25 protein-coding genes and 2 tRNA genes are annotated in these 22,269 nt (G+C 75.2%); 18 read left to right on the top strand and 9 right to left on the bottom strand.

Annotated elements, in window-relative coordinates:
- Positions 1–94: 94 nt before the first annotated feature.
- The 5 genes from CLV35_RS01390 to CLV35_RS01370 all read left to right on the top strand — a co-directional run bounded on the left by CLV35_RS01390 (position 95) and on the right by CLV35_RS01370 (position 3,286).
- Positions 95–877, top strand: a complete 783-nt coding sequence (locus CLV35_RS01390; RefSeq protein ID WP_121191642.1) for a fumarylacetoacetate hydrolase family protein — start codon at positions 95–97, stop codon at positions 875–877.
- Complete coding sequence (gene gltX / locus CLV35_RS01385; protein ID WP_121191641.1) at positions 870–2,342, top strand: glutamate--tRNA ligase; 1,473 nt, start codon at positions 870–872, stop codon at positions 2,340–2,342. Before CLV35_RS01390 ends, gltX begins: the two co-directional genes overlap by 8 nt.
- Positions 2,339–3,064 carry an HAD family hydrolase gene (locus CLV35_RS01380; RefSeq protein WP_121191640.1) on the top strand — a complete coding sequence of 242 codons (726 nt, stop codon included), beginning with the start codon at positions 2,339–2,341 and terminating at the stop codon, positions 3,062–3,064. Before gltX ends, CLV35_RS01380 begins: the two co-directional genes overlap by 4 nt.
- Before the next feature lie 40 nt (positions 3,065–3,104).
- Positions 3,105–3,176 (top strand) — tRNA-Gln (locus tag CLV35_RS01375).
- Between the two features lie 37 nt (positions 3,177–3,213).
- A tRNA-Glu gene (locus tag CLV35_RS01370) sits at positions 3,214–3,286 on the top strand.
- An 83-nt stretch (positions 3,287–3,369) separates the two neighbouring features.
- Here CLV35_RS01370 and CLV35_RS01365 read toward each other — a convergent pair.
- Positions 3,370–4,080 (bottom strand): IclR family transcriptional regulator, encoded by a 711-nt coding sequence (locus tag CLV35_RS01365; RefSeq protein ID WP_121191639.1) that lies wholly within the window; start codon positions 4,078–4,080, stop codon positions 3,370–3,372.
- An 85-nt stretch (positions 4,081–4,165) separates the two neighbouring features.
- Here CLV35_RS01365 and leuC point away from each other — a divergent pair, with 85 nt between their 5' ends.
- The 3 genes from leuC (at position 4,166) to CLV35_RS01350 (ending at position 7,301) form a co-directional block, all read left to right on the top strand.
- A complete protein-coding gene (leuC, locus tag CLV35_RS01360) occupies positions 4,166–5,590 on the top strand; it encodes a 3-isopropylmalate dehydratase large subunit (protein WP_183061585.1) in 1,425 nt (474 codons plus the stop codon).
- 39 nt (positions 5,591–5,629) lie between these two features.
- Positions 5,630–6,229 (top strand): 3-isopropylmalate dehydratase small subunit, encoded by a 600-nt coding sequence (gene leuD / locus CLV35_RS01355; RefSeq protein ID WP_121191637.1) that lies wholly within the window; start codon positions 5,630–5,632, stop codon positions 6,227–6,229.
- Between the two features lie 274 nt (positions 6,230–6,503).
- Complete coding sequence (locus tag CLV35_RS01350) at positions 6,504–7,301, top strand: HU family DNA-binding protein (protein WP_121191636.1); 798 nt, start codon at positions 6,504–6,506, stop codon at positions 7,299–7,301.
- 90 nt (positions 7,302–7,391) lie between these two features.
- On the opposite strand, the gene CLV35_RS01345 is transcribed toward CLV35_RS01350, so the two are convergent.
- Positions 7,392–7,601, bottom strand: a complete 210-nt coding sequence (locus tag CLV35_RS01345) for a hypothetical protein (RefSeq protein ID WP_121191635.1) — start codon at positions 7,599–7,601, stop codon at positions 7,392–7,394.
- A complete protein-coding gene (gene cofC, locus CLV35_RS01340) occupies positions 7,598–8,206 on the bottom strand; it encodes a 2-phospho-L-lactate guanylyltransferase (RefSeq protein WP_121191634.1) in 609 nt (202 codons plus the stop codon). Before cofC ends, CLV35_RS01345 begins: the two co-directional genes overlap by 4 nt.
- A gap of 145 nt (positions 8,207–8,351) precedes the next feature.
- Here cofC and CLV35_RS01335 point away from each other — a divergent pair, with 145 nt between their 5' ends.
- Positions 8,352–9,098 carry a lysophospholipid acyltransferase family protein gene (locus tag CLV35_RS01335; protein ID WP_231121301.1) on the top strand — a complete coding sequence of 249 codons (747 nt, stop codon included), beginning with the start codon at positions 8,352–8,354 and terminating at the stop codon, positions 9,096–9,098.
- Positions 9,095–10,093: an NAD(P)H-dependent glycerol-3-phosphate dehydrogenase gene (locus CLV35_RS01330; RefSeq protein ID WP_121191632.1), complete on the top strand. Its 999-nt coding sequence runs from the start codon at positions 9,095–9,097 to the stop codon at positions 10,091–10,093. Before CLV35_RS01335 ends, CLV35_RS01330 begins: the two co-directional genes overlap by 4 nt.
- Before the next feature lie 10 nt (positions 10,094–10,103).
- Here the strand turns inward: CLV35_RS01330 and CLV35_RS01325 are convergent, their stop codons facing one another.
- Positions 10,104–11,255, bottom strand: a complete 1,152-nt coding sequence (locus CLV35_RS01325) for a trans-sulfuration enzyme family protein (RefSeq protein ID WP_183061583.1) — start codon at positions 11,253–11,255, stop codon at positions 10,104–10,106.
- Positions 11,256–11,324: 69 nt separating this feature from the next.
- Between CLV35_RS01325 and CLV35_RS01320 the strand changes: the two genes are divergently transcribed.
- The gene (locus CLV35_RS01320; protein WP_121191631.1) at positions 11,325–12,464 is read left to right on the top strand and encodes a D-alanine--D-alanine ligase family protein; all 1,140 of its coding nucleotides are present in this window, start codon (positions 11,325–11,327) and stop codon (positions 12,462–12,464) included.
- Here the strand turns inward: CLV35_RS01320 and CLV35_RS01315 are convergent.
- The 3 genes from CLV35_RS01315 to CLV35_RS01305 form a co-directional block, all read right to left on the bottom strand.
- A complete protein-coding gene (locus tag CLV35_RS01315) occupies positions 12,401–13,552 on the bottom strand; it encodes an MFS transporter (RefSeq protein ID WP_121191630.1) in 1,152 nt (383 codons plus the stop codon). The two genes, CLV35_RS01320 and CLV35_RS01315, sit on opposite strands and share 64 nt — an antisense overlap.
- 92 nt (positions 13,553–13,644) lie before the next feature.
- Positions 13,645–14,133, bottom strand: coding sequence for a DUF3515 family protein (locus tag CLV35_RS01310; RefSeq protein ID WP_269203872.1), 489 nt, complete (start codon positions 14,131–14,133; stop codon positions 13,645–13,647).
- A complete protein-coding gene (locus CLV35_RS01305; protein WP_121191655.1) occupies positions 14,130–14,363 on the bottom strand; it encodes an Lrp/AsnC family transcriptional regulator in 234 nt (77 codons plus the stop codon). The genes CLV35_RS01310 and CLV35_RS01305 overlap by 4 nt, the downstream gene beginning before the upstream one ends.
- Before the next feature lie 40 nt (positions 14,364–14,403).
- Between CLV35_RS01305 and CLV35_RS01300 the strand changes: the two genes are divergently transcribed.
- Entirely contained in the window at positions 14,404–15,420 is a 1,017-nt protein-coding gene (locus CLV35_RS01300; protein ID WP_121191629.1) for a thiamine-phosphate kinase, read from the top strand.
- Positions 15,421–15,524: 104 nt separating this feature from the next.
- Here the strand turns inward: CLV35_RS01300 and rpmB are convergent, their stop codons facing one another.
- On the bottom strand, positions 15,525–15,710 hold the full coding sequence (gene rpmB / locus CLV35_RS01295; RefSeq protein WP_121191628.1) for a 50S ribosomal protein L28: 186 nt from the start codon (positions 15,708–15,710) through the stop codon (positions 15,525–15,527).
- Between the two features lie 251 nt (positions 15,711–15,961).
- Here rpmB and CLV35_RS01290 point away from each other — a divergent pair, with 251 nt between their 5' ends.
- Genes CLV35_RS01290 through CLV35_RS01265 form a run of 6 tightly spaced genes read left to right on the top strand, consistent with a single transcriptional unit; the run spans position 15,962 to position 22,173 of the window.
- Positions 15,962–17,509 carry a DAK2 domain-containing protein gene (locus CLV35_RS01290; protein WP_231121299.1) on the top strand — a complete coding sequence of 516 codons (1,548 nt, stop codon included), beginning with the start codon at positions 15,962–15,964 and terminating at the stop codon, positions 17,507–17,509.
- Positions 17,506–19,680 (top strand): ATP-dependent DNA helicase RecG, encoded by a 2,175-nt coding sequence (recG, locus tag CLV35_RS01285; RefSeq protein WP_183061579.1) that lies wholly within the window; start codon positions 17,506–17,508, stop codon positions 19,678–19,680. Before CLV35_RS01290 ends, recG begins: the two co-directional genes overlap by 4 nt.
- Positions 19,677–20,231, top strand: coding sequence for a 16S rRNA (guanine(966)-N(2))-methyltransferase RsmD (gene rsmD, locus CLV35_RS01280; protein WP_121191627.1), 555 nt, complete (start codon positions 19,677–19,679; stop codon positions 20,229–20,231). Before recG ends, rsmD begins: the two co-directional genes overlap by 4 nt.
- 31 nt (positions 20,232–20,262) lie before the next feature.
- Positions 20,263–20,736, top strand: a complete 474-nt coding sequence (locus CLV35_RS01275) for a GNAT family N-acetyltransferase (protein ID WP_121191652.1) — start codon at positions 20,263–20,265, stop codon at positions 20,734–20,736.
- Between the two features lie 46 nt (positions 20,737–20,782).
- The gene (locus CLV35_RS20705; protein ID WP_147431838.1) at positions 20,783–21,319 is read left to right on the top strand and encodes an acyltransferase; all 537 of its coding nucleotides are present in this window, start codon (positions 20,783–20,785) and stop codon (positions 21,317–21,319) included.
- Positions 21,320–21,333: 14 nt separating this feature from the next.
- Positions 21,334–22,173 carry a glycosyltransferase family 2 protein gene (locus tag CLV35_RS01265; protein WP_121191650.1) on the top strand — a complete coding sequence of 280 codons (840 nt, stop codon included), beginning with the start codon at positions 21,334–21,336 and terminating at the stop codon, positions 22,171–22,173.
- Here the strand turns inward: CLV35_RS01265 and CLV35_RS01260 are convergent.
- The coding region (locus CLV35_RS01260) for an integrase core domain-containing protein (RefSeq protein WP_147431837.1) at positions 22,170–22,269 on the bottom strand (100 nt) is incomplete at its 5' end. The two genes, CLV35_RS01265 and CLV35_RS01260, sit on opposite strands and share 4 nt — an antisense overlap.

The following is a 22,269-nucleotide window of genomic DNA, read 5'->3' as shown; positions in this document are numbered from 1 at the left end:
TACCGTCGTGTCCGCCGTCACTGACGAGAGCGCGCAGGGGGCCGGCGGATACACGCCGTGGGGGAGGTGCCGCCCGTTCGACTAGCCTGGGCGCGTGCGCATCGCGAGATTCTCCTACGGCGAGACGGTCTCCTTCGGCGTCGTGGACGGTGACCCGGCCCGGCCCGAGACCCTGTCGGTGACCCCGATCGCCGGCCACCCGTTCGCCCCGTTCCAGCTCTCCGGCGAGCCGGTCGCGCTCGCCGACGTGCGGCTGCTCGCGCCGGTGCTGCCGAGCAAGGTGATCGGCATCGGCAAGAACTACGCCGACCACGCGCGCGAGATGGGCGGCGAGGCGCCTGCGGTGCCGACGATCTTCCTCAAGCCCTCCACCTCCGTCGTGGGCCCGGCCGAGCCGATCGCGCTCCCCGCCGGCGCCGGCACCGTGCACCACGAGGCCGAGCTCGCCGTCGTCATCAGCCGGCTCTGCCGCGAGGTCCCCGCGTCCCGCGCGAAGGACGTCATCCTCGGCTACACCTGCGCCAACGACGTGACCGACCGCGACCTGCAGTCCTCCGACGGCCAGTGGGCGCGGGCCAAGGGCGCCGACTCCTTCTGCCCGATCGGTCCGTGGATCGAGACGACCGTCGACCCGTCGCGGCTGCGCATCGGCGCCGACGTCAACGGCACCGTCCGCCAGGACGGCACCACCGCCGACCTCCTCACCGGCGTCGACGAGCTCGTCGCGCTGGTGTCGCAGACCTTCACGCTCCTCCCGGGCGACGTCATCCTGACCGGCACGCCGGCGGGTGTCGGGCCGATCGTGCCGGGCGACTTCGTCTCCGTGACCGTCGAGGGCATCGGGACGCTGACCAACAGGGTGGTTGCTCGTGACTGACGCCTCAGCCGTACGCGTCCGCTTCTGCCCGTCGCCGACCGGCAACCCGCACGTCGGGCTGGTGCGCACCGCGCTGTTCAACTGGGCCTACGCCCGGCACACCGGCGGCACCTTCGTCTTCCGCATCGAGGACACCGACGCCGCGCGCGACTCCGAGGAGTCCTACGACGCGCTGCTCGACACGCTGCGCTGGCTCGGTCTCGACTGGGACGAGGGCCCGGAGGTCGGCGGCCCGCACGCGCCCTACCGCCAGTCGCAGCGCATGGACGTCTACGCCGACGTCGCGGCCAGGCTGCTCGAGGCCGGGCTCGCCTACGAGTCCTTCTCGACGCCGCAGGAGGTCGAGCAGCGCCGCCGCGACGCCGGCCAGGACCCGAAGCTCGGCTACGACAACGCCGACCGCGACTCGACCGACGAGCAGAAGGCCGCCTGGCGGGCCGAGGGCCGATCGCCGGTGCTGCGCCTGCGCATGCCGGACGACGACCTCGTGTTCACCGACGTCGTGCGCGGGGAGGTGCGCTTCGCCGCCGGCAGCGTGCCCGACTTCGTCATCGTGCGCGGCGACGGCTCGCCGCTCTACACGCTGGTCAACCCGGTCGACGACGTGCTCATGGGCATCACCCACGTCCTGCGCGGCGAGGACCTGCTCTCGTCGACGCCGCGCCAGATCGGGCTCTACCGCGCGCTCGGGCAGATCGGCGTGGGCACCGGCGAGCTGCCGCTGTTCGGCCACCTGCCCTACGTCATGGGCGAGGGCAACAAGAAGCTGTCCAAGCGCGACCCCGAGTCGGCGATCGGGTTCTACCGCGACGCCGGGTTCATCCCCGAGGGGCTGCTCAACTACCTGGCGCTGCTCGGCTGGTCGATCGCGGAGGACCGCGACATCTTCTCGCTGGCCGAGATGGTCGAGGCGTTCGACGTCGCCCGGGTCAACCCGAACCCCGCGCGGTTCGACCTCAAGAAGTGCGAGGCCATCAACGCCGAGTGGATCCGCCGGCTCGAGCCCGCCGACTTCACCTCGCGCATCGCCCACCAGCTCTCGCTCGACGGCTACGTCACGACGCCGCCCTCGGCCGGGCAGCAGCGGCTGCTCGAGGGCGCTGCGCCGCTCGTGCAGTCGCGCCTGACGCTGCTCAAGCAGGCGTCGGAGATGCTCGGCTTTCTGTTCGCCGACTCCGTCGTCGTCGACCCGGCCGCCGCGTCCCTGCTCGACCGCGGCGTGCTGTCCGCGACCGTCGAGGCCCTGGAGGCCCTGGCGGACTGGCGCACAGCGGAGATCGAGGCAGCGCTGCGGGCCTCGCTCGTCGAGGGGCTGGGGCTCAAGCCCAAGAACGCCTTCGGCCCCGTGCGCGTCGCGGTGACCGGCCGCAAGGTCTCGCCCCCGCTGTTCGAGTCGATGGAGCTCCTGGGCCGCGAGCGCTCGCTCGCCCGCCTGCGCGACGCGCTGGGCGCCCTGCCGGAGTGAGCGTCGAGGCGGTCCTCTTCGACGTCGACGACACGCTGGTCGACCACAGCGGAGCGGTGGCGCGCGGGTTCGTGCAGCGGCTGTCGCAGGTCGCGCCGGCGGCCGACCGGGACGCCGCGGCCGCCGAGTGGCGCCGGCTCGAGGAGCTGCACTACCGGCGCCACCTCGACGGCGAACTCACCTGGCAGGGGCAGCGCCGGGAGCGGGTGCGCGGCATCCTGGCCTGGCTCGGCCAGCCCGTACCGGCGGGCGACGACGAGGTCGACGCGTGGTTCGACGCCTACCGGACAGCCTTCGAGGCCGCCACCGCGGCGTTCGCCGAGACGGTCGAGGTGCTCGACGCGCTCGACGTGCCGATGGGCGTCGTGAGCAACAACTCGACCGCCAACCTGCTCGCCAAGCTCGAGCGCGTCGGGCTCGGCGGGCGCTTCGAGGTCGTCCTGTGCCCCGACACCGACGGGCTGCCGGCCAAGCCCCACCCGGCGCTCTTCCACGCCGGCTGCGCGGCGCTGGGGACGGCGCGAGGCACCACTGCGTACGTGGGGGACCGGTTGCGCACCGACGCCCTCGGAGCGCGCGACGCGGGCCTCGTCGGGGTGTGGCTCGACCGGCACGGTCGAGGGGCCGGCACCGAGCTGCCGGAGGGCGTCGTACGCATCCCGGACCTCCGCGCGCTGACCGGCCTGGTGGCCGGTTCGCTTCCGGGGCGCCGCGTCGGGTAGAGTTCTCGCCAGTGCGAAGGCCTCCGCGGCCCGAGCGCGTTGGGGTATGGGGTAATTGGCAGCCCGGCTGATTCTGGTTCAGCTAGTCTAGGTTCGAGTCCTGGTACCCCAGCTCTGCTCCATCGGCGCAGGTCGGTGGGGTACTGCAAGGCCCCGTTGTGTAGTGGCCTAGCACGCCGCCCTCTCAAGGCGGTAGCGCGGGTTCGAATCCCGTCGGGGCTACATCGCAGAAGGCCCGTCCCTCTCCGGAGGGGCGGGCCTTCTGCCGTTCCCCAGCCCGCAACGGTGGGGGGTGGGGGAAGCGGTCAGCGGGCGAGGCCCTCGCTGAGGGCGGCGGCGGCCGCGAGCAGGGGCTCGGCGTGGGCGCGGCCCGGCTGGCGGGTGAGCCGCTCGATGGGGCCGGAGACGCTCACGGCGGCCACGACGCGGTTGTGGGGGCCGCGCACGGGCGCGGAGACCGAGGCGACGCCCGGCTCGCGCTCGCCGACCGAGGCGGCCCACCCGCGGCGGCGCACGGCGGCCAGGACCGGTGCCGTGAACGCCGCACCGCGCAGACCCTTGTGGAGCCGCTCGGGCTCCTCCCAGGCCAGCAGCACCTGGGCCGCCGAGCCCGCCAGCATCGTCAGCGTCGTGCCGACCGGGATGCTGTCGCGGAGGCCGTAGGGACGCTCGGCGGCGGCCACGCAGACGCGGTCGTCGCCCTGGCGGCGGTAGACCTGCGTGCTCTCGCCGGTGACCCGCTGCAGCTCGGCGAGTACGGGCCCCGCGACGGCGACCAGTCGGTCCTCCCCGGCCGCGGCCGCCAGCTCGCCGAGCCGGGGGCCGAGCACGAAGCGGCCCTGGATGTCGCGCGACACCAGCCGGTGGTGCTCGAGCGCGACGGCGAGCCGGTGGGCCGTCGGACGGGCCAGTCCTGTCGCCGCGACCAGCCCCGCCAGGGTCTGCGGGCCGGCCTCGAGGGCGCCCAGCACGTGCGCGGCCTTGTCAAGGACGCCGACTCCGCTACTCTTGTCCATGAGCCAAGACTGCCGTCTCACTAGCCGAGATGGCAAGTCGACGGCCCGACAGAAGCAAGACCACTGCCGAACGAAGGAGACCCCGGTGGGCAAGACGCTCGCGGAGAAGGTCTGGGAGTCGCACGTCGTGCGCCACGCCGAGGGCGAGCCCGACCTGCTCTACATCGACCTGCACCTCGTGCACGAGGTGACCAGCCCGCAGGCGTTCGACGGCCTGCGGCTCGCGGGCCGTCCCGTGCGCCGGCCCGACCTCACCATCGCCACGGAGGACCACAACGTCCCCACCGAGGGCCCGTCGGTCACCGAGGGTGCGCTCATCGAGGACCTCGTCTCGCGCACGCAGGTCGACACCCTGCGCCGCAACTGCGAGGAGTTCGGGGTGCGCCTGCACCGCATGGGCGACCGCGGCCAGGGCATCGTCCACGTCATCGGTCCGCAGCTGGGCCTGACCCAGCCCGGCACGACGGTGGTCTGCGGCGACTCGCACACCAGCACCCACGGCGCCTTCGGCGCGCTCGCGTTCGGCATCGGCACCAGCGAGGTCGAGCACGTGCTCGCCACGCAGACCCTGCCGCTCAAGCCCTTCAAGACGATGGCCGTGACGGTCGAGGGGGCGCTGCCCGAGGGCGTCACCGCCAAGGACGTGATCCTCGCGGTCATCGCGAAGATCGGCACGGGCGGCGGGCAGGGCCACGTCATCGAGTACCGCGGCGAGGCGATCCGCGCCCTGTCGATGGAGGGCCGGATGACGATCTGCAACATGTCGATCGAGGCAGGTGCCCGCGCCGGGATGATCGCGCCCGACGAGACGACTTTCGCCTACCTGCAGGGCCGTCCCCACGCGCCGCAGGGCGCCGACTGGGACGCCGCGGTCCAGAGCTGGCGCGAGCTGGTCACCGACGACGACGCCACCTTCGACCGCGAGGTCGTCATCGACGCGAGCACGCTGACGCCGTTCGTCACCTGGGGCACCAACCCCGGCCAGGGCCTGCCGCTCTCGGCCTCGGTGCCGGACCCCGCGCAGCTGACCGACGAGCACGAGCGCGTCGCCGCCGAGCGGGCCCTGGACTACATGGGCCTGCAGGCCGGCACGCCGCTGCGCGAGATCGCCGTCGACACCGTCTTCATCGGCTCGTGCACCAACGGGCGCATCGAGGACCTGCGCGCGGCGGCCAAGGTGCTGCAGGGGCGCAAGGTCGCCGACACCGTACGCATGCTCGTCGTCCCCGGCTCGGTGCTCGTGAAGCAGCAGGCCGAGAGCGAGGGCCTCGACGAGGTCTTCTCGGCCGCTGGTGCGCAGTGGCGTGGCGCAGGGTGCTCGATGTGCCTCGCGATGAACCCCGACAAGCTCGCGCCGGGGGAGCGCAGCGCCTCGACCAGCAACCGCAACTTCGAGGGCCGGCAGGGCGCGGGCGGTCGCACGCACCTGGTCTCGCCGGAGGTCGCTGCGGCCACCGCGGTCGTCGGGCGGCTCGCCGCCCCGGCCGACCTGCAGCCCGTCGGCGCCTGACGAACCCCTTCCGAACACCGAGAGACCGGAGCACCAGCCATGCGCGCCTTCACCACGCACACCGGCACCGCGGTTCCCTTGCGCCGCAGCAATGTCGACACCGACCAGATCATCCCGGCCGTCTACCTGAAGAGGGTCACCCGCACGGGCTTCGAGGACGCGCTGTTCGCGGCCTGGCGCACCGACCCGACCTTCGTCCTCAACGACCCGTCGTTCGCGGCGGGCACGATCCTCGTGGCCGGGCCCGACTTCGGCACCGGCAGCTCGCGCGAGCACGCCGTGTGGGCCCTCAACGACTACGGCTTCCGCGTCGTCATCTCCTCGCGCTTCGCCGACATCTTCAGGGGCAACTCGCTCAAGCAGGGCCTGCTGACCGCACAGGTCGAGCAGTCGGTCGTCGAGGCGCTGTGGGCGCTGGTCGAGGCCGACCCCACCACCGCCGTGACGGTCGACCTCCACGAGAAGACCGTGCGCGCGGGCGATCTGGTGGCGCCGTTCGACGTCGACGACTACGGCCGCTGGCGCCTGCTCGAGGGGCTCGACGACGTCGACCTGACCCTGCGCCACGCCGACGAGATCGCGGCGTTCGAGGCGGTCCGGCCGTCCTGGAAGCCGCGTACGCTGCCCGCCCTCTCCTGACCTCCGGCCGGTCGCGGCGCCCGCAGACAGGGCACCGCGACCGGGTTCCAGGGTTCGCGGGGGGCCCGGAACCCGTTGTCCGGAGGCCACTTCTCGACGTCGTCACCGAGCACAGGAAAGGCCCTTCGACTGCCCTTCTGAGCCCCTTGCAGGTGGAAATCCCGTCGATTGCAGCAGAAACGCCGCGCAGGTCGTTGTGCCCGCGTGGTTTTCGCCCTACCGTCGGCGGGAATCGGGCCATCGGCCTGTCTTAGACCACCCCCGGAGGGGAGCAGTGAACAGAGCTCAGCTCATCGACGAGCTTGCCGGCCGTCTCGACGGCAACAAGCGCCAGGCTCAGTACGCACTCGAGTCTGTCATCGACATCATCCAGCGCTCGCTCGCCAAGGGCGAGAAGGTCGGTATCACGGGCTTCGGGGTGTTCGAGCGCGTCGACCGCGCTGCGCGCACCGCCCGCAACCCTGCCACCGGGGCCAGCGTCCGGGTCAAGAAGACCCAGGTCGCGAAGTTCCGTCCGGGCACCGACCTCAAGGCCATCGTGAGCGGGCAGAAGAAGCTCCCGCGGGCCGCGGCGCCGGCGAAGAAGGCAGCACCCGCCGCACGCGGCGCTGCTGCCACCGGGGCGACGGCCGCCAAGGCCGCTGCCGCGTCCACCCCGACCCGGTCGACCTCGACCCGGGGCACCGCCACCAAGGCCGCGTCGAGCCGCAGCACCACCGGTGCCGCGTCGAAGACGACCGCCACCAAGGCTCCGGCGAAGTCCGCCTCGACGCGCTCCGCGTCGACCGGCTCGACCGCGAGCAAGACCGTCACCAAGGCGCCCGCGACGAAGTCGACGGCGACCAAGTCAGCTCCCGCGCGGGCGACGAAGTCCTCGGCGACCAAGGCCGCTCCCAGCAAGAGCACCGCGAGCAAGAGCACGGCTGCCAAGTCGACGGCGTCGAAGTCGACGCCCAGCAAGGCGACCGCCAGCAAGACCACGGCGACGAGGACGACGGCCGCCAAGTCGACCGCGTCGAAGTCGACCGCTGCCAAGAAGGCCCCCGCGAAGCGGGCCGCCAAGAAGGCCTGAGCCACAGGCCCCCAGCTCGTCCCTCAGCCGGCAGAGCGCCCACGCGGGCGCTCTGCCGGCTGAGGCGTCTCCGGGAACCGGAGGAAGCCCTCAGGGCAGCGGCATCGTGAGCAGCGTCAGCGCGACCACCTCACCGGCCTCCACCCGCAGGTGCACCCGCTGGCCCGACCGCAGCAGCCGGACCCCCGAGCCCTCGAGGCTCGTCGCCCCGAACGCCACCCGGGTGCCGTCGTCGAGGAGCACCGCACCCGTACGCGTCGCGCCGTCCCAGTCGGCGACGGTCGCCTGCAGCACCGTCATGCCGACGCCCGGTCCGCGAGCAGTGCGGCGGTGTGCGGGCCGACGCCCAGCGCGACCGCCGAGCGGAGGTCGTCGGCGGTGTCGACGTCGGAGCGGACGCTGCGCCCGGCCGGCAGCGCAGCCGCCCCTGCGGCGCAGTGCGCGGCGAACGAGCCCTCGCCGAAGCGCGGCACGAACGAGGAGAGGTGGCCCGCGGCCAGCAGCGTCGTGCCGGTGCCCTGGGCGTCGGCGACCGCACCCAGCTCGTGCTGCGCGGCTGTGGCCAGGGCGGTGTCGAGCTCGGCGGAGCGCAGCCCGGGCAGGTCGCCGGTCAGCGCGGCCACCGGCTGCGCACCCAGCTCGCGCGCCGCGTGCAGCAGCGCAGGGTTCAGGCCGTCGGGCCCGCCTGCCAGGACCGCCGCGCTGGCCGGCAGCCGGGTGGCGAGCACGGGGTCGTCGGTGACCACGACGACGCGCTCGACGAGCTCGGCCGCTGCTGCGGCGGCGACGGTGTCGAGGGCGAAGGCGCGGGCCAGCTCGGCCCGCTGCACGCCTGGCGGCGGCACCAGCCGGGTCTTGGCGCGGGAGAGCTCCTTGACCGGCACCAGGAGGGTCCATCGCGCCACGCGCCCATCCTCGCACGCGGGCGGCACCGCCCTCGGCGGCGCGAGACCCGGCGTGCAGGAGGAGCCCCTGCCGTCAGCGACAATGCACCCAGCGACAACGCGCCGGTGGCCCGACCGGTGCTCATCCCTCGGAGAGGCGGCTGCGGTGTTCACTTCGCGACCGAAGGAAGGCCCGTTCCGGCAGGGGCCGTCCTACCGCGTGGCCGTCGACGTGCTCAAGCCGTTGCTGATGGTCTTCACGCGCAAGCAGTGGGACGGCGTGGAGCGGCTGCCCCGCGAGGGCGGCGTCATCGTGGTGGCAAACCACATCTCGGTGGCCGACCCGGTCGGCATGGCCCGCTTCATCCACGACAACCAGCGGCGTCCGCGCTTCCTGGCCAAGGCCAGCCTGTTCTCGATGCCCGTCGTCGGCTGGGTGCTCGGCGGCGCCGACCAGATCCCCGTGCACCGCGACTCGCGCGACGCGGCCAAGGCGTTCACCGCCGCTGTCGCCGCGGTGAAGTCCGGGGAGTGCGTCATCATCTACCCCGAGGGCACGACGACCCGCGACCCGGAGCTCTGGCCGATGCAGGCCCGCACGGGCGCCGCCCGGATCGCCCTGCTGACCGACGCGCCCGTGGTGCCGGTCGCCCAGTGGGGAGCCCACGAGCTGCTTCCGCGAGGGACCAAGCTGCCCCGCCTGCTGCCCCGCAAGACCCTCGCCTTCCGGGTCGGTGAGCCCGTGCGGCTCGACGACCTGCGCGAGGGGCCGATGACCGCGGAGGTGCTGCGCGAGGCGACCGCCCGGATCCTCGACGCCATCACCGCCGAGCTGGAGGTCTTGCGTGGCACCAAGGCCCCCGCGGAGCGCTACGACCCCCGGGCCCACGGCGCCGGCGAGGGCGGCGCGTGACCCGGGTCGCGGTCCTGGGCAGCGGGTCCTGGGGCACTGCGTTCAGCATCGTGCTGGCCGACGCGGGGGCGTCGGTCTCGCTGTGGGCGCGTCGACCGGAGCTCAGCAGCGCGATCGCGGCGGCCGGCGAGAACTCCGCCTACCTGCCAGGCGTTCCGGTGCCCCCTTCCGTGGTGCCGACCGCCGACGTGGCCGAGGCCCTCGACGGTGCCGAGGTCGTCGTCCTCGCGGTGCCGGCACAGACGCTGCGCTCCAACCTCGAGCAGTTCGCGCCTGTGCTGCCGTCGTCGGCCGTGCTGCTCAGCCTGGCCAAGGGCATCGAGCTGCACAGCTGCAAGCGGATGAGCGAGGTGGTCGCGGAGACCACGGGCGCGCCGCCCGAGCGCATCGCGGTGCTGACCGGGCCCAACCTCGCCCGCGAGATCGCCTCCCGCCAGCCGTCGGCGTCGGTCGTCGCCTGCGCCGACGAGGAGGTGGCTGAGCGGCTGCAGGACGTCGTGCGTACGCCGTGGTTCCGCCCCTACACCAACAGCGACGTCGTCGGCTGTGAGCTCGCAGGCGCCATCAAGAACGTCATCGCCCTCGCCGTCGGCATGGCGGCCGGCATGGGTCTCGGCGACAACGCGAAGGCGAGCCTGGTCACCCGTGGGCTCGCCGAGACCGCGCGCCTCGGCAGCCGGCTGGGCGCCAACCCGCTCACCTTCGCGGGCCTGGCCGGCCTGGGCGACCTGGTGGCCACGTGCTACTCGCCGCTGTCGCGCAACCGCTCGATCGGCGAGCGGCTCGGCCAGGGCGCCGCGCTGGCAGAGGCGGTCGCGAGCCTGTCGCAGACCGCCGAGGGCGTGAAGTCGGCCGAGTCCGTGCTCGAGCTGGCGAGCCTGCACGAGGTCGACATGCCGATCGCCGAGCAGGTCGTGCGAGTCGTCCGCGACGGTGCCTCGCCGCGCGAGGCGGTCGAGGCCCTCATGACGCGGAGCGCCAAGCCGGAGCTCTGAGAGCGCGGGCCTAGGAGCGCAGCGCCGCGTCCAGGTCGGCCCACAGGTCCTCGACGTCCTCGATGCCGACCGAGAGCCGCAGCAGCGTCTCGGGCACCTCGACGCTCTCGCCGGCGTGCCGGCGCCGGCGCTCGAGGGTGGACTCGACGCCGCCCAGGCTGGTCGCGGGGATCCACAGCCGGCAGGCCGCCACGGCGGAGTCGGCCTCGGCCACACCACCGCGGACCTCTGCGCACACGATCGAGCCGAAGCCGGTCATCTGCGCCCGCGCGCGCGAGTGGCCGGGGTCGTCGGGGAGGCCGGGGAACCGTACGCGGTCGACCGCCGGGTGCTCGGCGAGCCGCTCCGCCAGCACCTGCGCCGAGGCCTGGGAGCGCTGGACCCGCAGGTGCAGGGTGCGCAGCCCGCGCAGCACCAGCCAGGACTCCATCGTGCCGGGCACGGCGCCGCCCAGGGTGCGGGTCGTACGCAGCCGCTGCTCGAGGTCGTCGTCGCGGACCACCACGACGCCGAGCAGGGCGTCGCTGTGGCCGGAGAGGTACTTCGTGGCCGAGTGCACGACGACGTCGGCTCCCAGCTCCAGCGGCCGCAGGACGAGCGGGGAGCAGAAGGTCGCGTCGACCGCCACCAGTGCGCCCGCGGCCCTTGCAGCCGCGACGACGGCAGGGATGTCGGCCACCGCCATCAGCGGGTTGGTCGGCGACTCGACCCACACCAGGTGCGCGCCCGCGGCCGCCGCCTCGACCGCTGCGGTGTCGGCGACGTCGACGGTGCGCACCTCGCCGACCCGGCCGGAGCGCTGCATCTTCGCCAGAGCGGCGAGGGTGCCGCTGTAGGAGCCGACGGGGGCGACGACCACGCCGCCGACCGGCACCTCGTCGAGCACCGCGGAGACAGCCGCCAGGCCCGAGGAGAACGCGAGGGCGCGGCCGCCCTCGAGCCGGCCGACAGCCTCCTCCAGGGCGCTCCACGTCGGGTTGCGGAAGCGCCCGTAGTCGTCGGGACCGCCCTGCACGTAGGTGGAGGCGAAGGTCGGCGGCACGTTGAGCGGGGCGAACGGCTCGCGCGGCGGCCGGCCGGCAGCCACGGCGAGGGTAGCGAGCGAGAGCGGGCGCCCGGCGGCTGGCTCGTCGGGGCTTGCGTCGGCGGGGATCGAGGTCACCGGAGAAGCCTCCCAGCCCCCGGTGCGGGACGCCCGGCGGGCCGGGGACCGGGCGGTAGGGTCGCGGCGATGCCTGCCGACGACCTGCCTGCCGACGACCCGACGCCCGCCCGCCCGCGCGTCGCCCTGCTGTTCGGCGGGCGCAGCTCCGAGCACGCCATCTCCTGCGTGTCAGCAGGGTGCGTCCTCGAGGCGATCGACAGCGCGGCGTGGGACGTCGTGCCCGTCGGCATCACCCGCGACGGGCGCTGGGCCCTCGCCTCCGACGAGCCGGGCGCGCTGGCGATCCGCGACGGCGTGCTGCCGGAGGCGTCGGGCGCCGGCGACGCCCTGGTGCTGCAGGCCGACCCCGCCGCGAAGGCGCTCGTGCTGCGCGACGCCGCCTCCGTGCCCGCCGAGCTCGGCACCGTCGACGTGGTCTTCCCGTTGCTGCACGGGCCCTTCGGCGAGGACGGCACCGTGCAGGGGCTGCTGGAGCTCGCCGGCCTGCGCTACGTCGGCAGCGGGGTCTTCGCCTCCGCGGCCTCCATGGACAAGGGCCACATGAAGGCCGCGCTGAGCTCGGCCGGGCTCGAGGTCGGGGCCTACGTCGTCGTGCCGCCGCGCGCCTGGGAGCACGACCGGGCCGCCGTCCGCGCCCGCGTCGAGGCCCTGGGACTGCCGGTGTTCGTCAAGCCGTGCCGCGCGGGCTCGAGCGTCGGCATCAGCAAGGTGAGCTCGTGGGACGACCTCGAGCCGGCGGTCGAGCTGGCGCAGTCGCACGACCCGCGCGTCATCGTCGAGGCCGCCGTGACCGGCCGCGAGCTCGAGTGCGGCGTGCTCGAGGGCACCGGCGGGTCGGCGCCCGAGGCCAGCGTCGTCGCCGAGATCACGGTCGACCCGGCCCACGAGTTCTACGACTTCCAGGCGAAGTACCTCGACGGCTCCACCCGGCTCGACGTCCCGGCCGACCTGCCCGCCGCTGTGTCCGACCAGGTGCGCCGGCTCGCCGTCGACGCCTTCGAGGCCCTCGGCTGCGAAGGGCTGGCCCGCGTCGACTTCTTCCTGCGGCCCGACGGCACCGCGGTCGTCAACGAGGTCAACACCATGCCCGGGTTCACGCCGGCGTCGGTCTTCCCGCAGGCCTGGGCCGCCAGCGGCCTCGACTACCCGGCCCTGGTCGACCGGCTGCTGCGCACGGCTCTCGAGCGGCCGGTCGGCCTGCGCTGACCGGCCGCCGCCAGCGCCACGGCGACGGCGGCGACGAGCCACGGCGTACCACTCGCACCGGCGAGCGCCCACAGGCCGAACACCGCGAGCCCGACGCCCTCCGTGGCCAGCGAGGCGAGCGACGTGACGGTCGCCCGGGACCGCTCGACGCGCTCCTGCAGCCGGACCGTCACGTCGACCAGGACCGCGCGGTAGCCGGCGTAGAAGCAGGCCAGCAGCGCCACCGCCACCGGGCCGCCCGCGGCGACCGCGAGGCCGAGCAGCAGGGCCGCCGCGGCGAGCAGCACGGCGGGGTGGCGCGGCCTCAGCCGGCCGCCCACCCACCCGCCGAGCGCCCCCGCGAGCGACACGACGAGCAGCACCGCGGGCGTCGCCGTGAGGGGCACGTGCCAGCCGTGCACGAGCAGGCCGAAGTACTCCTCCAGCGCGTCGAGCCCGGTCACCAGCGCGAGCGCCAGGACGGCGGCGCGGAGCAGGGGGCCGCGGCGTACGTCGCTGACCGCCTCGCGCAGGCCCGCGAGGTACGCCTGCCCTCCTCCCTCGCTCCGCGGCGGCGGAGGAGCCGGCTCGGGTACGCGTGCGGCGAGCACCGCCGCGGCGGTGCAGGTGCCGACGCTCGCAGCGCCGACCAGCGGGTAGCCGCCGAGCGGTAGCAGCAGCGAGGCGAGGACGGCTGCAGGCAGCTGGGCGACGAGCTCGGCGGCCGAGAGGCGCGCCAGGGCCCGGGGCACCAGGTCGACGGCGTCCAGGGCCACCAGCCCGTCGACGAGCAGCGCCTCGCGCGCCCCCGAGGACAGCGCCCCGCTCAGGCCCCAGAGCACGAAGCCGGCCGCGAACCCCGCGAGGCAGGGCGCGACCGTCCAGCACGCCATGCCGGCCGCCTGCACGAGACCGGCGGCGACCAGCACCTGCCGGCGCGGCACCCGGTCGGCGAGCGCCCCGAAGGGCACCTCCGCGAGCGCCGACACCAGCGACCACAGCGCGAACAGTGCGGAGACCTGGCCGTCACCGAGGCCGGAGTCCGTGAACAGCAGGGCGTAGACGGGGTAGACGGGGACGGCGTCCGCCACCAGCGCCCAGGTGGTCATCCGCCGGAAGAGCAGGTCGGCGGGCGTGCGGGGGACTCAATGTCGGTGCATGCCCGCAGGCTAGACCCGAGCGAGCCCCGCGAGAAGAGCCGTCAGCCGGGGTCGGGACAGGCGAGCCCGTTGCGCGGCAGCCGGCTGGCCGGCCCGGAGAGGCCCTCGAGCGGCGGTGCCTGGTAGTCGTCGGGCACGACGACCTCGACCGCGGGGCTGGTGCCGAAGGTGAGGAAGAGCGAGTCGCTGCGCCGCGGCACGACGAGCCAGTCCTGGTCGCCGAAGCGCCGGCAGTCGTAGTCGCCGGTCGGCTTGGGCTCCACCACGCCGCAGCGCACGGTGATGGCCGGCGTGCCGTAGGCGGCGGTCAGCTCGCTGTGGGGACGGGTGCCGCGCCGTTCGTAGCTGCCGAGCACCGAGGGCAGGCTCGCGGTGAAGGTCCGGCACTGCGTCGCGACCTGCGCGGAGGCGACCCTGGGCGGTGTCACCCTCGGGTCGAGCCCGGAGCGGACCAGGGCCAGCACCCCGAGGACGGCCGCGAGCAGCGCGGCCGCGGCGGCGACCGGGACGGCGAGGCGGGTGGCGCTCAGACCGACACCACCGAGCAGGTCAGGGTGCGCGTGATGCCCTCGACTGCCTGCACCTGCGCGATGACCAGGCGGCCCAGCTCGTCCATGTCGGGCGCCTGCGCCCGCACGATCACGTCGTAGGGACCGATGGCCTCCTCGGCGCTGACCACGCCGGGGATCTCCGCGATGGCGCTCGCGACGGTGGAGATCCGGCCCACCTCGGTCTGCACCAGGATGTAGGCATGGACCACGGCGACCTCCTGGCTGCGCGACGCTTCGGGGGCGGCCGCCATGGGCGCTGAAGGGCAGGATAGCGGCCTGGACCTCGCGGGACCGAGCATCGGCACCACGGGTGAGTTCGCCGTCCTGCGGCAGGTCACCGCGCGGCTCCCGCAGGGCCCCGGCGTGCTCGTCGGCCCGGGCGACGACGCCGCCGTCGTCGCGGCGCCCGACGCGCGCGTCGTCGTGACGACCGACGTGCTCGTCGAGGACGTCCACTTCCGCCGCGACTGGTCCAGCGCCTACGAGGTCGGCCGCAAGGCTGCCGCGCAGAACTGCGCCGACGTCGCCGCCATGGGGGCCCGCGCCACCGCCCTCGTGGTCGGGCTGAGCGCGCCGCGCGACCTGCCACTCGACTGGGCGACCGGGCTCACCGACGGGCTGCGCGACGAGAGCGCGCGGGCCGGTGCCTCCGTGGTCGGCGGCGACATGACCCGCGGCGAGCGCGTCGTCGTCAGCGTCACCGCGCTCGGCGACCTCGAGGGGCGGGCGCCGGTGCTGCGCTCGGGCGCCCGGCCCGGCGACCTCGTCGTCGTGGCGGGAGCGCTGGGTACGTCTGCGGCCGGCCTCGCGCTGCACCTGCGCGGCGACGCCGCGCTGCTCGAGAGCTGGGCGGCGCTGGCAGCGGCCCACCGCGTACCCGTCCCCGACTACGCGGCCGGGCCGGCGCTCGCGCGCGCCGGTGCCACGGCGATGCTCGACGTGAGCGACGGGCTGCTGCAGGACCTCGGGCACGTGGCGGCCGCCAGCGGCGTCGACCTCGTGGTCGACGCGGCGGCGCTGGAGCCCGACCTCGAGCGCGTGGGCGGGGCGGCGGCCGCTCTGGGGGAGCAGGGCTGGGACTGGGTGCTCGGCGGCGGCGAGGAGCACGCGCTCGCCGCGACCCTGCCGCCCGGCGCACCCCTGCCGCACGGCGTGCGCGTCGTCGGCCGGGTCGTCGCCGCCTCGGCCGGCGGCGGGGTCGTCACCGTCGCGGGCCTCGCGCCCGTCCGGGTGGTGCGGCGGGGCTGGGACCACTACGCGCGCTGAGGGCCGGCGCCCGGAGGTGCCGGACACGACGAAGAGCCGGCCCCCTCGGGGGACCGGCTCCGTCGAGACGCGGGTGCGGGCGCCCGAGGGCGCCGCGGGAAGTGCTAGCGGGTGACCTTGCCGGCCTTCAGGCACGAGGTGCACACGTTGAGCCGCTTCGGCGTCTTGCCCACCAGCGCGTGCACCGTCTGGATGTTGGGGTTCCAGCGGCGACGGGTGCGCCGGTGCGAGTGCGAGATGTTGTTGCCGAAGCCCGGCCCCTTGCCGCAGACGTCGCAGTTGGCAGCCACGGGGGCCCCTCCAATAGGTCGAGCGAGTTCGAGAGCGCCCGCACCTGCGTGCGGGCAACCTGAGCAGGATAACGGACGACCGGGACCCGAGACCAATCCGGGCGCGAGCACGTCCCCAGGGCGGGCTGCTCCGCTCCGCCGCTGTCGGTGGCCGAGACTACGCTGCCCGGCACGGGCGCACGGACCAGACCCAGGCGACACAGGACTCGAGCGACACAGCACTCGAGCGACCAGCACTCGAGGAGGACCGCGTGGCAGGCACGGCTGGGACGGCGCTCGACGCCGTCGACGCCGTGGACGGCGCCGCCATGCGGGCGTGGGCCCGGGTCGCGCTCCACGCCATGGCCGCCGCCCGCGCCGAGATCGACGCGCTCAACGTCTTCCCCGTCGCTGACGGCGACACCGGCACCAACCTCTACCTCACCCTCGAGGCCGCCCACGGCGCGCTCGAGCAGCTGCCGCCCGGCTCCGACCTCGCCACGACCGTGCGCACCCTGGCGCGCGGCGCGCTGGTCGGCGCCCGCGGCAACTCCGGCATCATCCTGAGCCAGCTGTTCCGCGGCATCGCCGGCACGCTCGCCGCCGAGGCCGGTCGCGAGACCACCTCGGCCAACGCCGACCTGCTCGCCGAGGCGCTGCGCTCGGCCACCGACTCCGCCTACGCCGCCGTGGTGACACCCGTCGAGGGCACGATGCTCTCGGTGGCCCGCGGCGCCGCCGACGCCGCCGCCGCCGAGCCGCACCGCGACGTCGTGCCGGTGGTGCTCGCCGCCGCGGCAGGGGCGCGCGACGCGCTCGCCCGCACCCCCTCGCAGCTCGACGCGCTCGCCCGGGCCGGCGTCGTCGACGCCGGCGGCCGGGGCCTGGTCGTGCTGCTCGACGCGCTCGCCGCCGTGGTCACGCGCACGCCGCTGCCCGCTGCCGCCGCGGAGCCCGTCGTCGCACCCGTCGCCGAGCCGGCCGGCGGCGCCTACGAGGTGATGTACCTCCTCGACGCGGCCGACGGCGACGTCCCCGCACTGCGCGCGGTCCTCGCCGGCCTGGGCGACAGCGTCGTCGTGGTGGGCGGCGACGGGCTCTGGAGCGTCCACCTGCACACCGACGACGCCGGTGCGGCCGTCGAGGCGGGCCTCGCCACCGGCCGGCCCCACCGCCTGCGCATCGCCGCGCTGCACGACACCGCCGCCGCTGCGCGCGCCGTGCTCGTCGTCGCCGAGGGGCCCGGCCTGGCCGCGCTGCTCGAGCAGGCAGGGGCCCACCCGATCGACCTGCCGGCCGGTGCCCGGCTCGCCGCCGACGACCTGCTCGCGCTGGCGGCGGGCGCCGCCGAGCTGGTGCTGCTGTGCGACGCCGTGCAGGTCGTCGCGCTGGAGGAGGCGGTGCGACGCGTACGCCGCAGCGGGCTGCGCGCCGCAGTCGTACCCCTCCGCTCGCCGGTGCAGGCGGTGGCCGCGGTCGCCGTCCACGACCCCTCGCGCGGCTTCGACGACGACGTCGTCGCCATGACCGCCGCGGCCGGCCACATGCGCTGGGGCGCGCTCACGGCCGGTGGCCGGGCGCTGGTCGAGGGCGAGCCCGTGCCGCTGCGCGCCGGGAGCGCCGAGGTGGCCGCCCTCGAGCTGGCCGAGCGCATGCTGTCCGGCGGCGGCGAGCTGGTCACGCTGCTGCTCGGCGCGGGAGCCGGTGCCGCGCTCGGCGAGGCGGTGCGCGCCGGGCTGGCCCGGGCGCACCCCGAGGTCGAGACGGTCGTCCACCCCGGGGGCCAGCCGGGCGCGCTGCTGCTGGTGGGCGTCGAGTGAGCGACCCGCTCGGCGCCTCGCTGGTCTCCGCTGTCGGCGACCGCACGGCCGCCGCCCTCGGCAAGACCCTCGGGCTGCACACCGTGGGCGACCTGCTGCGCCACTACCCCCGCCGCTACGCCGAGCGCGGGCAGATGACCGAGCTCGGCAGGCTCACGGTCGACGAGCACGTCACCGTGCTGGCCCGGGTGAAGTCGGCGAGCAGCCGCCCGATGCGGGGGCGGCGCGGCACGATCCTCTCGGTCGTGGTGACCGACGGGCGCGACGACCTCTCGCTCACCTTCTTCAACCAGGCCTGGCGCCAGCGCGAGCTGGTCGAGGGCCGCACCGGGCTGTTCTCCGGCAAGGTGGGCAGCTTCAACCGCTCGTTGCAGCTGGCCAACCCCGACTACGTGCTCTTCGACGGCGGGGACGACGACGCCGACGTGCTCGACCAGTTCGCGGCGCTGATCCCCGTCTACCCAGCGAGCGCGCAGATGCCGTCGTGGAAGCTCGCGCAGAGCGTGCGGGTCGTGCTCGACACCCTGGGCGCGCTCGACGACCCCCTGCCCGAGCAGGTGCGCGACGAGCACTCGTTCCTCGGGCTGGCCGAGGCGCTGCGCCTGGTCCACCTGCCGCGGACGAAGGCCGACGTCGCGGCGGCCCACGAGCGGCTGCGCTGGGAGGAGGCCTTCGTGCTGCAGGCGCTGCTGGCCCAGCGCCGGCTCGCCGCGCGCGAGCTGACGGCCACCCCGCGCACCCCGTCGCCCGACGGGCTGCTGGCCGCGTTCGACGCCGCCCTGCCGTTCACGCTGACCCCGGGCCAGCGCGTCGTGGGCGAGGAGGTCGCCGCCGACCTCGCGCAGACGTGGCCGATGAACCGGCTGCTCCAGGGCGAGGTCGGCTCGGGCAAGACCGTCGTCGCGCTGCGGGCGATGCTGACGGTCGTCGACTCCGGCGGCCAGGCCGCCCTGCTCGCTCCCACCGAGGTGCTCGCCCAGCAGCACGCCCGCTCGATCCGCGCGATGCTCGGGCCGCTCGCCGAGGGCGGGCTGCTCGGCGGGTCCGACCGGGGCACCCGCGTGGCGCTGCTGACCGGCTCCATGGGCGCCGCTGCGCGTCGCCAGGCGCTGCTCGACGCCGCGAGCGGCGACGCCGGCATCGTCGTCGGCACGCACGCGCTGCTGCAGGAGTCCGTGAGCTTCTTCGACCTCGGGCTCGTCGTCGTCGACGAGCAGCACCGCTTCGGCGTCGAGCAGCGCGACGCCCTGCGGGCCAAGGGGTCGGCGCCGCCGCACGTGCTGGTCATGACCGCGACCCCGATCCCGCGCACCGTGGCGATGACCGTGTTCGGCGACCTCGAGGTGTCCTCCCTGTCCGAGCTGCCGAAGGGCCGCTCGCCGATCGCCACCCACGTGGTGCCGGCGGGGGAGAAGCCGCACTTCCTCGACCGGGCGTGGGTGCGCCTGCGCGAGGAGGTCGCAGCGGGCCGGCAGGCCTACGTCGTGTGCCCGCGCATCGGCGAGGGCCCCGAGGAGGCGCCCAGCGGCGACGAGCCGGCCTCCGACGACGCCCGGCGACCGCCGATCGCCCTGCTCGAGATCGCGCCGCTGCTCACCGACGGCCCGCTCGCCGGGCTGCGCGTCGAGGTCCTCCACGGGCGCATGCACCCCGACGACAAGGACGCCGTGATGTCGCGCTTCGCCGCCGGCGAGGTCGACGTGCTGCTCGCGACCACGGTCATCGAGGTCGGCGTCGACGTGCCCAACGCCACCGGCATGGTGGTCATGGACGCCGACCGCTTCGGCGTCTCCCAGCTCCACCAGCTGCGCGGGCGGGTCGGCCGCGGCGGCCACGCCGGCCTGTGCCTGCTGGTCACCGACGCCCCGCCCGGCACGCCGGCCCGCGAGCGGCTCGACGCGGTCGCCTCCACGCTCGACGGCTTCGAGCTCTCGCGCCTCGACCTCGAGGCCCGCCGCGAGGGCGACGTGCTCGGCGCCTCGCAGTCGGGCCGGCGCACGAGCCTGCGCCTGCTCTCCGTGCTCCGCGACGAGGACGTCATCCTCTCCGCCCGCGAGGAGGCCGCCCGCGCGGTCGCCGACGACCCGACGCTGGCCGGCGACCCCGCGCTGGCGCAGGCGATCGCGCAGCTCGTCGACGCAGAGCGCGCCGACTACCTGGAGAAGGCGTGACCCGCATCGTGGCCGGCGTCGCCGGCGGGCGGCGCCTCGTGGTGCCCGACGGCCCCACCCGGCCGACCTCCGACCGGGCCCGCGAGGGGCTCTTCTCGACCGTCACCTCCCTGTGGGGCCCGCTCGACGGCGCCCGCGTGCTCGACCTCTACGCCGGCTCCGGCGCGGTCGGGCTCGAGGCGGCCAGCAGGGGAGCCGAGCGCGTCCTGCTCGTCGAGTCCTCGCCCTCGGCGGTCCGGGCGATCCGCGACAACATCGCCGCGCTCGGCCTGCCCGGCACGCAGGTGCTGGCCACCACGGTCGAGAAGGCCGTGGCGGGCGAGCCCCCCGACGCCTTCGACGTGGTCTTCCTCGACCCGCCCTACGCCCTCGCCGGCGGTGCGGTGGTGGCGGTCCTCGAGGCGCTGCTCGCCGGCGGCTGGCTCGGGCGGGACGCGCTGGTCGCGGTCGAGCGCTCCACCCGCGGCGGCGGCTTCGAGTGGCCAGAGGGCCTCGCGCCGCTGCGCGAGCGGCGCTACGGCGAGGGCACGATCTGGTACGCCCGTGGCTGAGCCGGTCGGAGCGCCGGTGGTGGTCGTGCCGATGACCGAGGCACACCGCGACCCGGTCCTCGCGGTCTACGCCGAGGGCATCGCCTCCGGCGACGCGACCTTCGAGCTCGAGCCGCCGAGCTGGGAGCAGTTCTGCACCACCCGGCTCGCCGACCACCGCTGGGTCGCGGTCCACCCGGCGGGCGCGGTGCTCGGCTGGGTCGCCTGCAGCCCGGTGTCCGCCCGCCCGGTCTACGCCGGGGTGGTCGAGCACTCGGTCTACGTCGCCGCCCGCGCTCGCGGTCGCGGCGTCGGTGCGCTGCTGCTCGGCGCGCTGGTCGCCTCCACCGAGGCCGCCGGCATCTGGACGGTGCAGAGCGGGATCTTCCCCGAGAACGCCGCCAGCCTCGCGCTCCACCAGCGCGCCGGCTTCCGCGTCGTGGGCCGCCGCGAGCGCCTCGGCCGGCACCACGGCGTGTGGCGCGACGTGCTGCTCGTCGAGCGCCGCAGCGCGACGGTCGGCTGAGCCGGCACGACGGGTTGCCGGGCTCCGACCGGGGAAGCGGAAGAGCATGTCGATCTCCGTCAGCGCGCTGCAGGCAGCCACCCGCACGCGGGGCGCGCTGCTGCGCCGGCGCGTCGAGGGCGGCGAGGACCTGCGGGCGGAGCGCGGGGTGCGGATCGTGCGGCTGGGAGGCGGCACAGCCGTACGGGTCGGCCCGGGGGTCCTGCTCGCGCACCACGTGGGCCTGCACCTGCGCGACGCCGGCGCCGTCATCGAGATCGGTGGCGGCACGTTCGTCAACCACCGCACGGAGATCGTCGCCCACGAGCGGGTGTCGATCGGGCGCGGCTGCCTGCTGGCCTGGGACGTGCTCGTCGTCGACTCGGACTCCCACAGCGTCGACGGCGCGCCGCGCACGAGCCCGGTGGTGATCGGCGACCGGGTGTGGGTCGGCGCCCGCGCGACGGTGCTCAAGGGCGTGACCGTCGGCGAGGGCGCCGTGGTCGCCGCGGGTGCGGTCGTGACCCGCGACGTGCCGGCGCGCGCGCTCGTGGGCGGCAACCCCGCCCGGGTGCTGCGGGAGGAGGTCACGTGGGAGGAGTAGGCGTGACGGTCGTCATGGCGACCCGCAACCGGCGCGAGCGGGTTCTGGCCACCCTCGGGCACCTCGCGGCGCTGCCCGAGCGGCCGCCGGTCGTCCTCGTCGACAACGGCTCCGACGACGGCACGGCCGAGGCGGTGGCGGCGTCGCACCCGGAGGTCCGGGTGCTGCGGCCGGGGCGCAACCTGGGCGCGACCGGCCGGACCCTGGGCGTCGAGGCGGCGCAGACGCCCTACGTCGCCTTCGCCGACGACGACTCGTGGTGGGCGCCCGGCGCGCTGGTGCGGGCGCAGCAGCACTTCGACGCCCACCCCCGTCTCGGGCTGCTCGCCGCCCGCATCCTGGTCGGGCCCGAGGAGCGGCTCGACCCCGTCTGCGCCGAGATGGCCCGCGCACCGCTGGGCACCGAGCCCGACCTGCCCGGCCCCTCGGTGCTCGGCTTCGTCGCCTGCGGAGCCGTCGTGCGGCGCTCTGCCTACCTCGAGGTCGGCGGCTTCTCGCCGGTCGTCTTCTTCCTCGGCGAGGAGACCGTGCTCGCCCAGGACCTCGCGGCCGCCGGCTGGGGCCTCGCCCACGTCGACGACGTCGTCTGCCACCACCACCCCGGCTCCGCCGGCGGGCGCACCGACCGCACCCGGCTTCAGACCCGCAACGCGGTGCTCTCGACCTGGCTGCGGCGCCCGGTGGGCGTCTGCCTGCTCCACATCGCCCGGCTGGTGCGCCGGGGACGCGACCCACAAGTACGCGGTGCGCTGGTCGACGCCGTGCGCCGGCTGCCCGCCGTCGCCGCCGACCGGCGCCGGCTGCCCCGGGACGTCGAGCTGCAGGTGCGCGAGCTCGAGCGGGCCGGCGGCTAGCTGTACTGCTCGGAGACGTTGGTGCAGCGGTCGATCGGTGGCTGGTTCCCGAGGGCGGTGTGAGGCCGGTGGTGGTTGTAGTGGTGGAGCCATGCT

The organism is Motilibacter peucedani (genome assembly GCF_003634695.1).
GTDB classification, from domain to species: domain Bacteria; phylum Actinomycetota; class Actinomycetes; order Motilibacterales; family Motilibacteraceae; genus Motilibacter; species Motilibacter peucedani.
The sequence above is the reverse complement of the archived record's forward strand: the minus strand, read 5'-3'. Positions and strand labels throughout refer to the sequence as shown.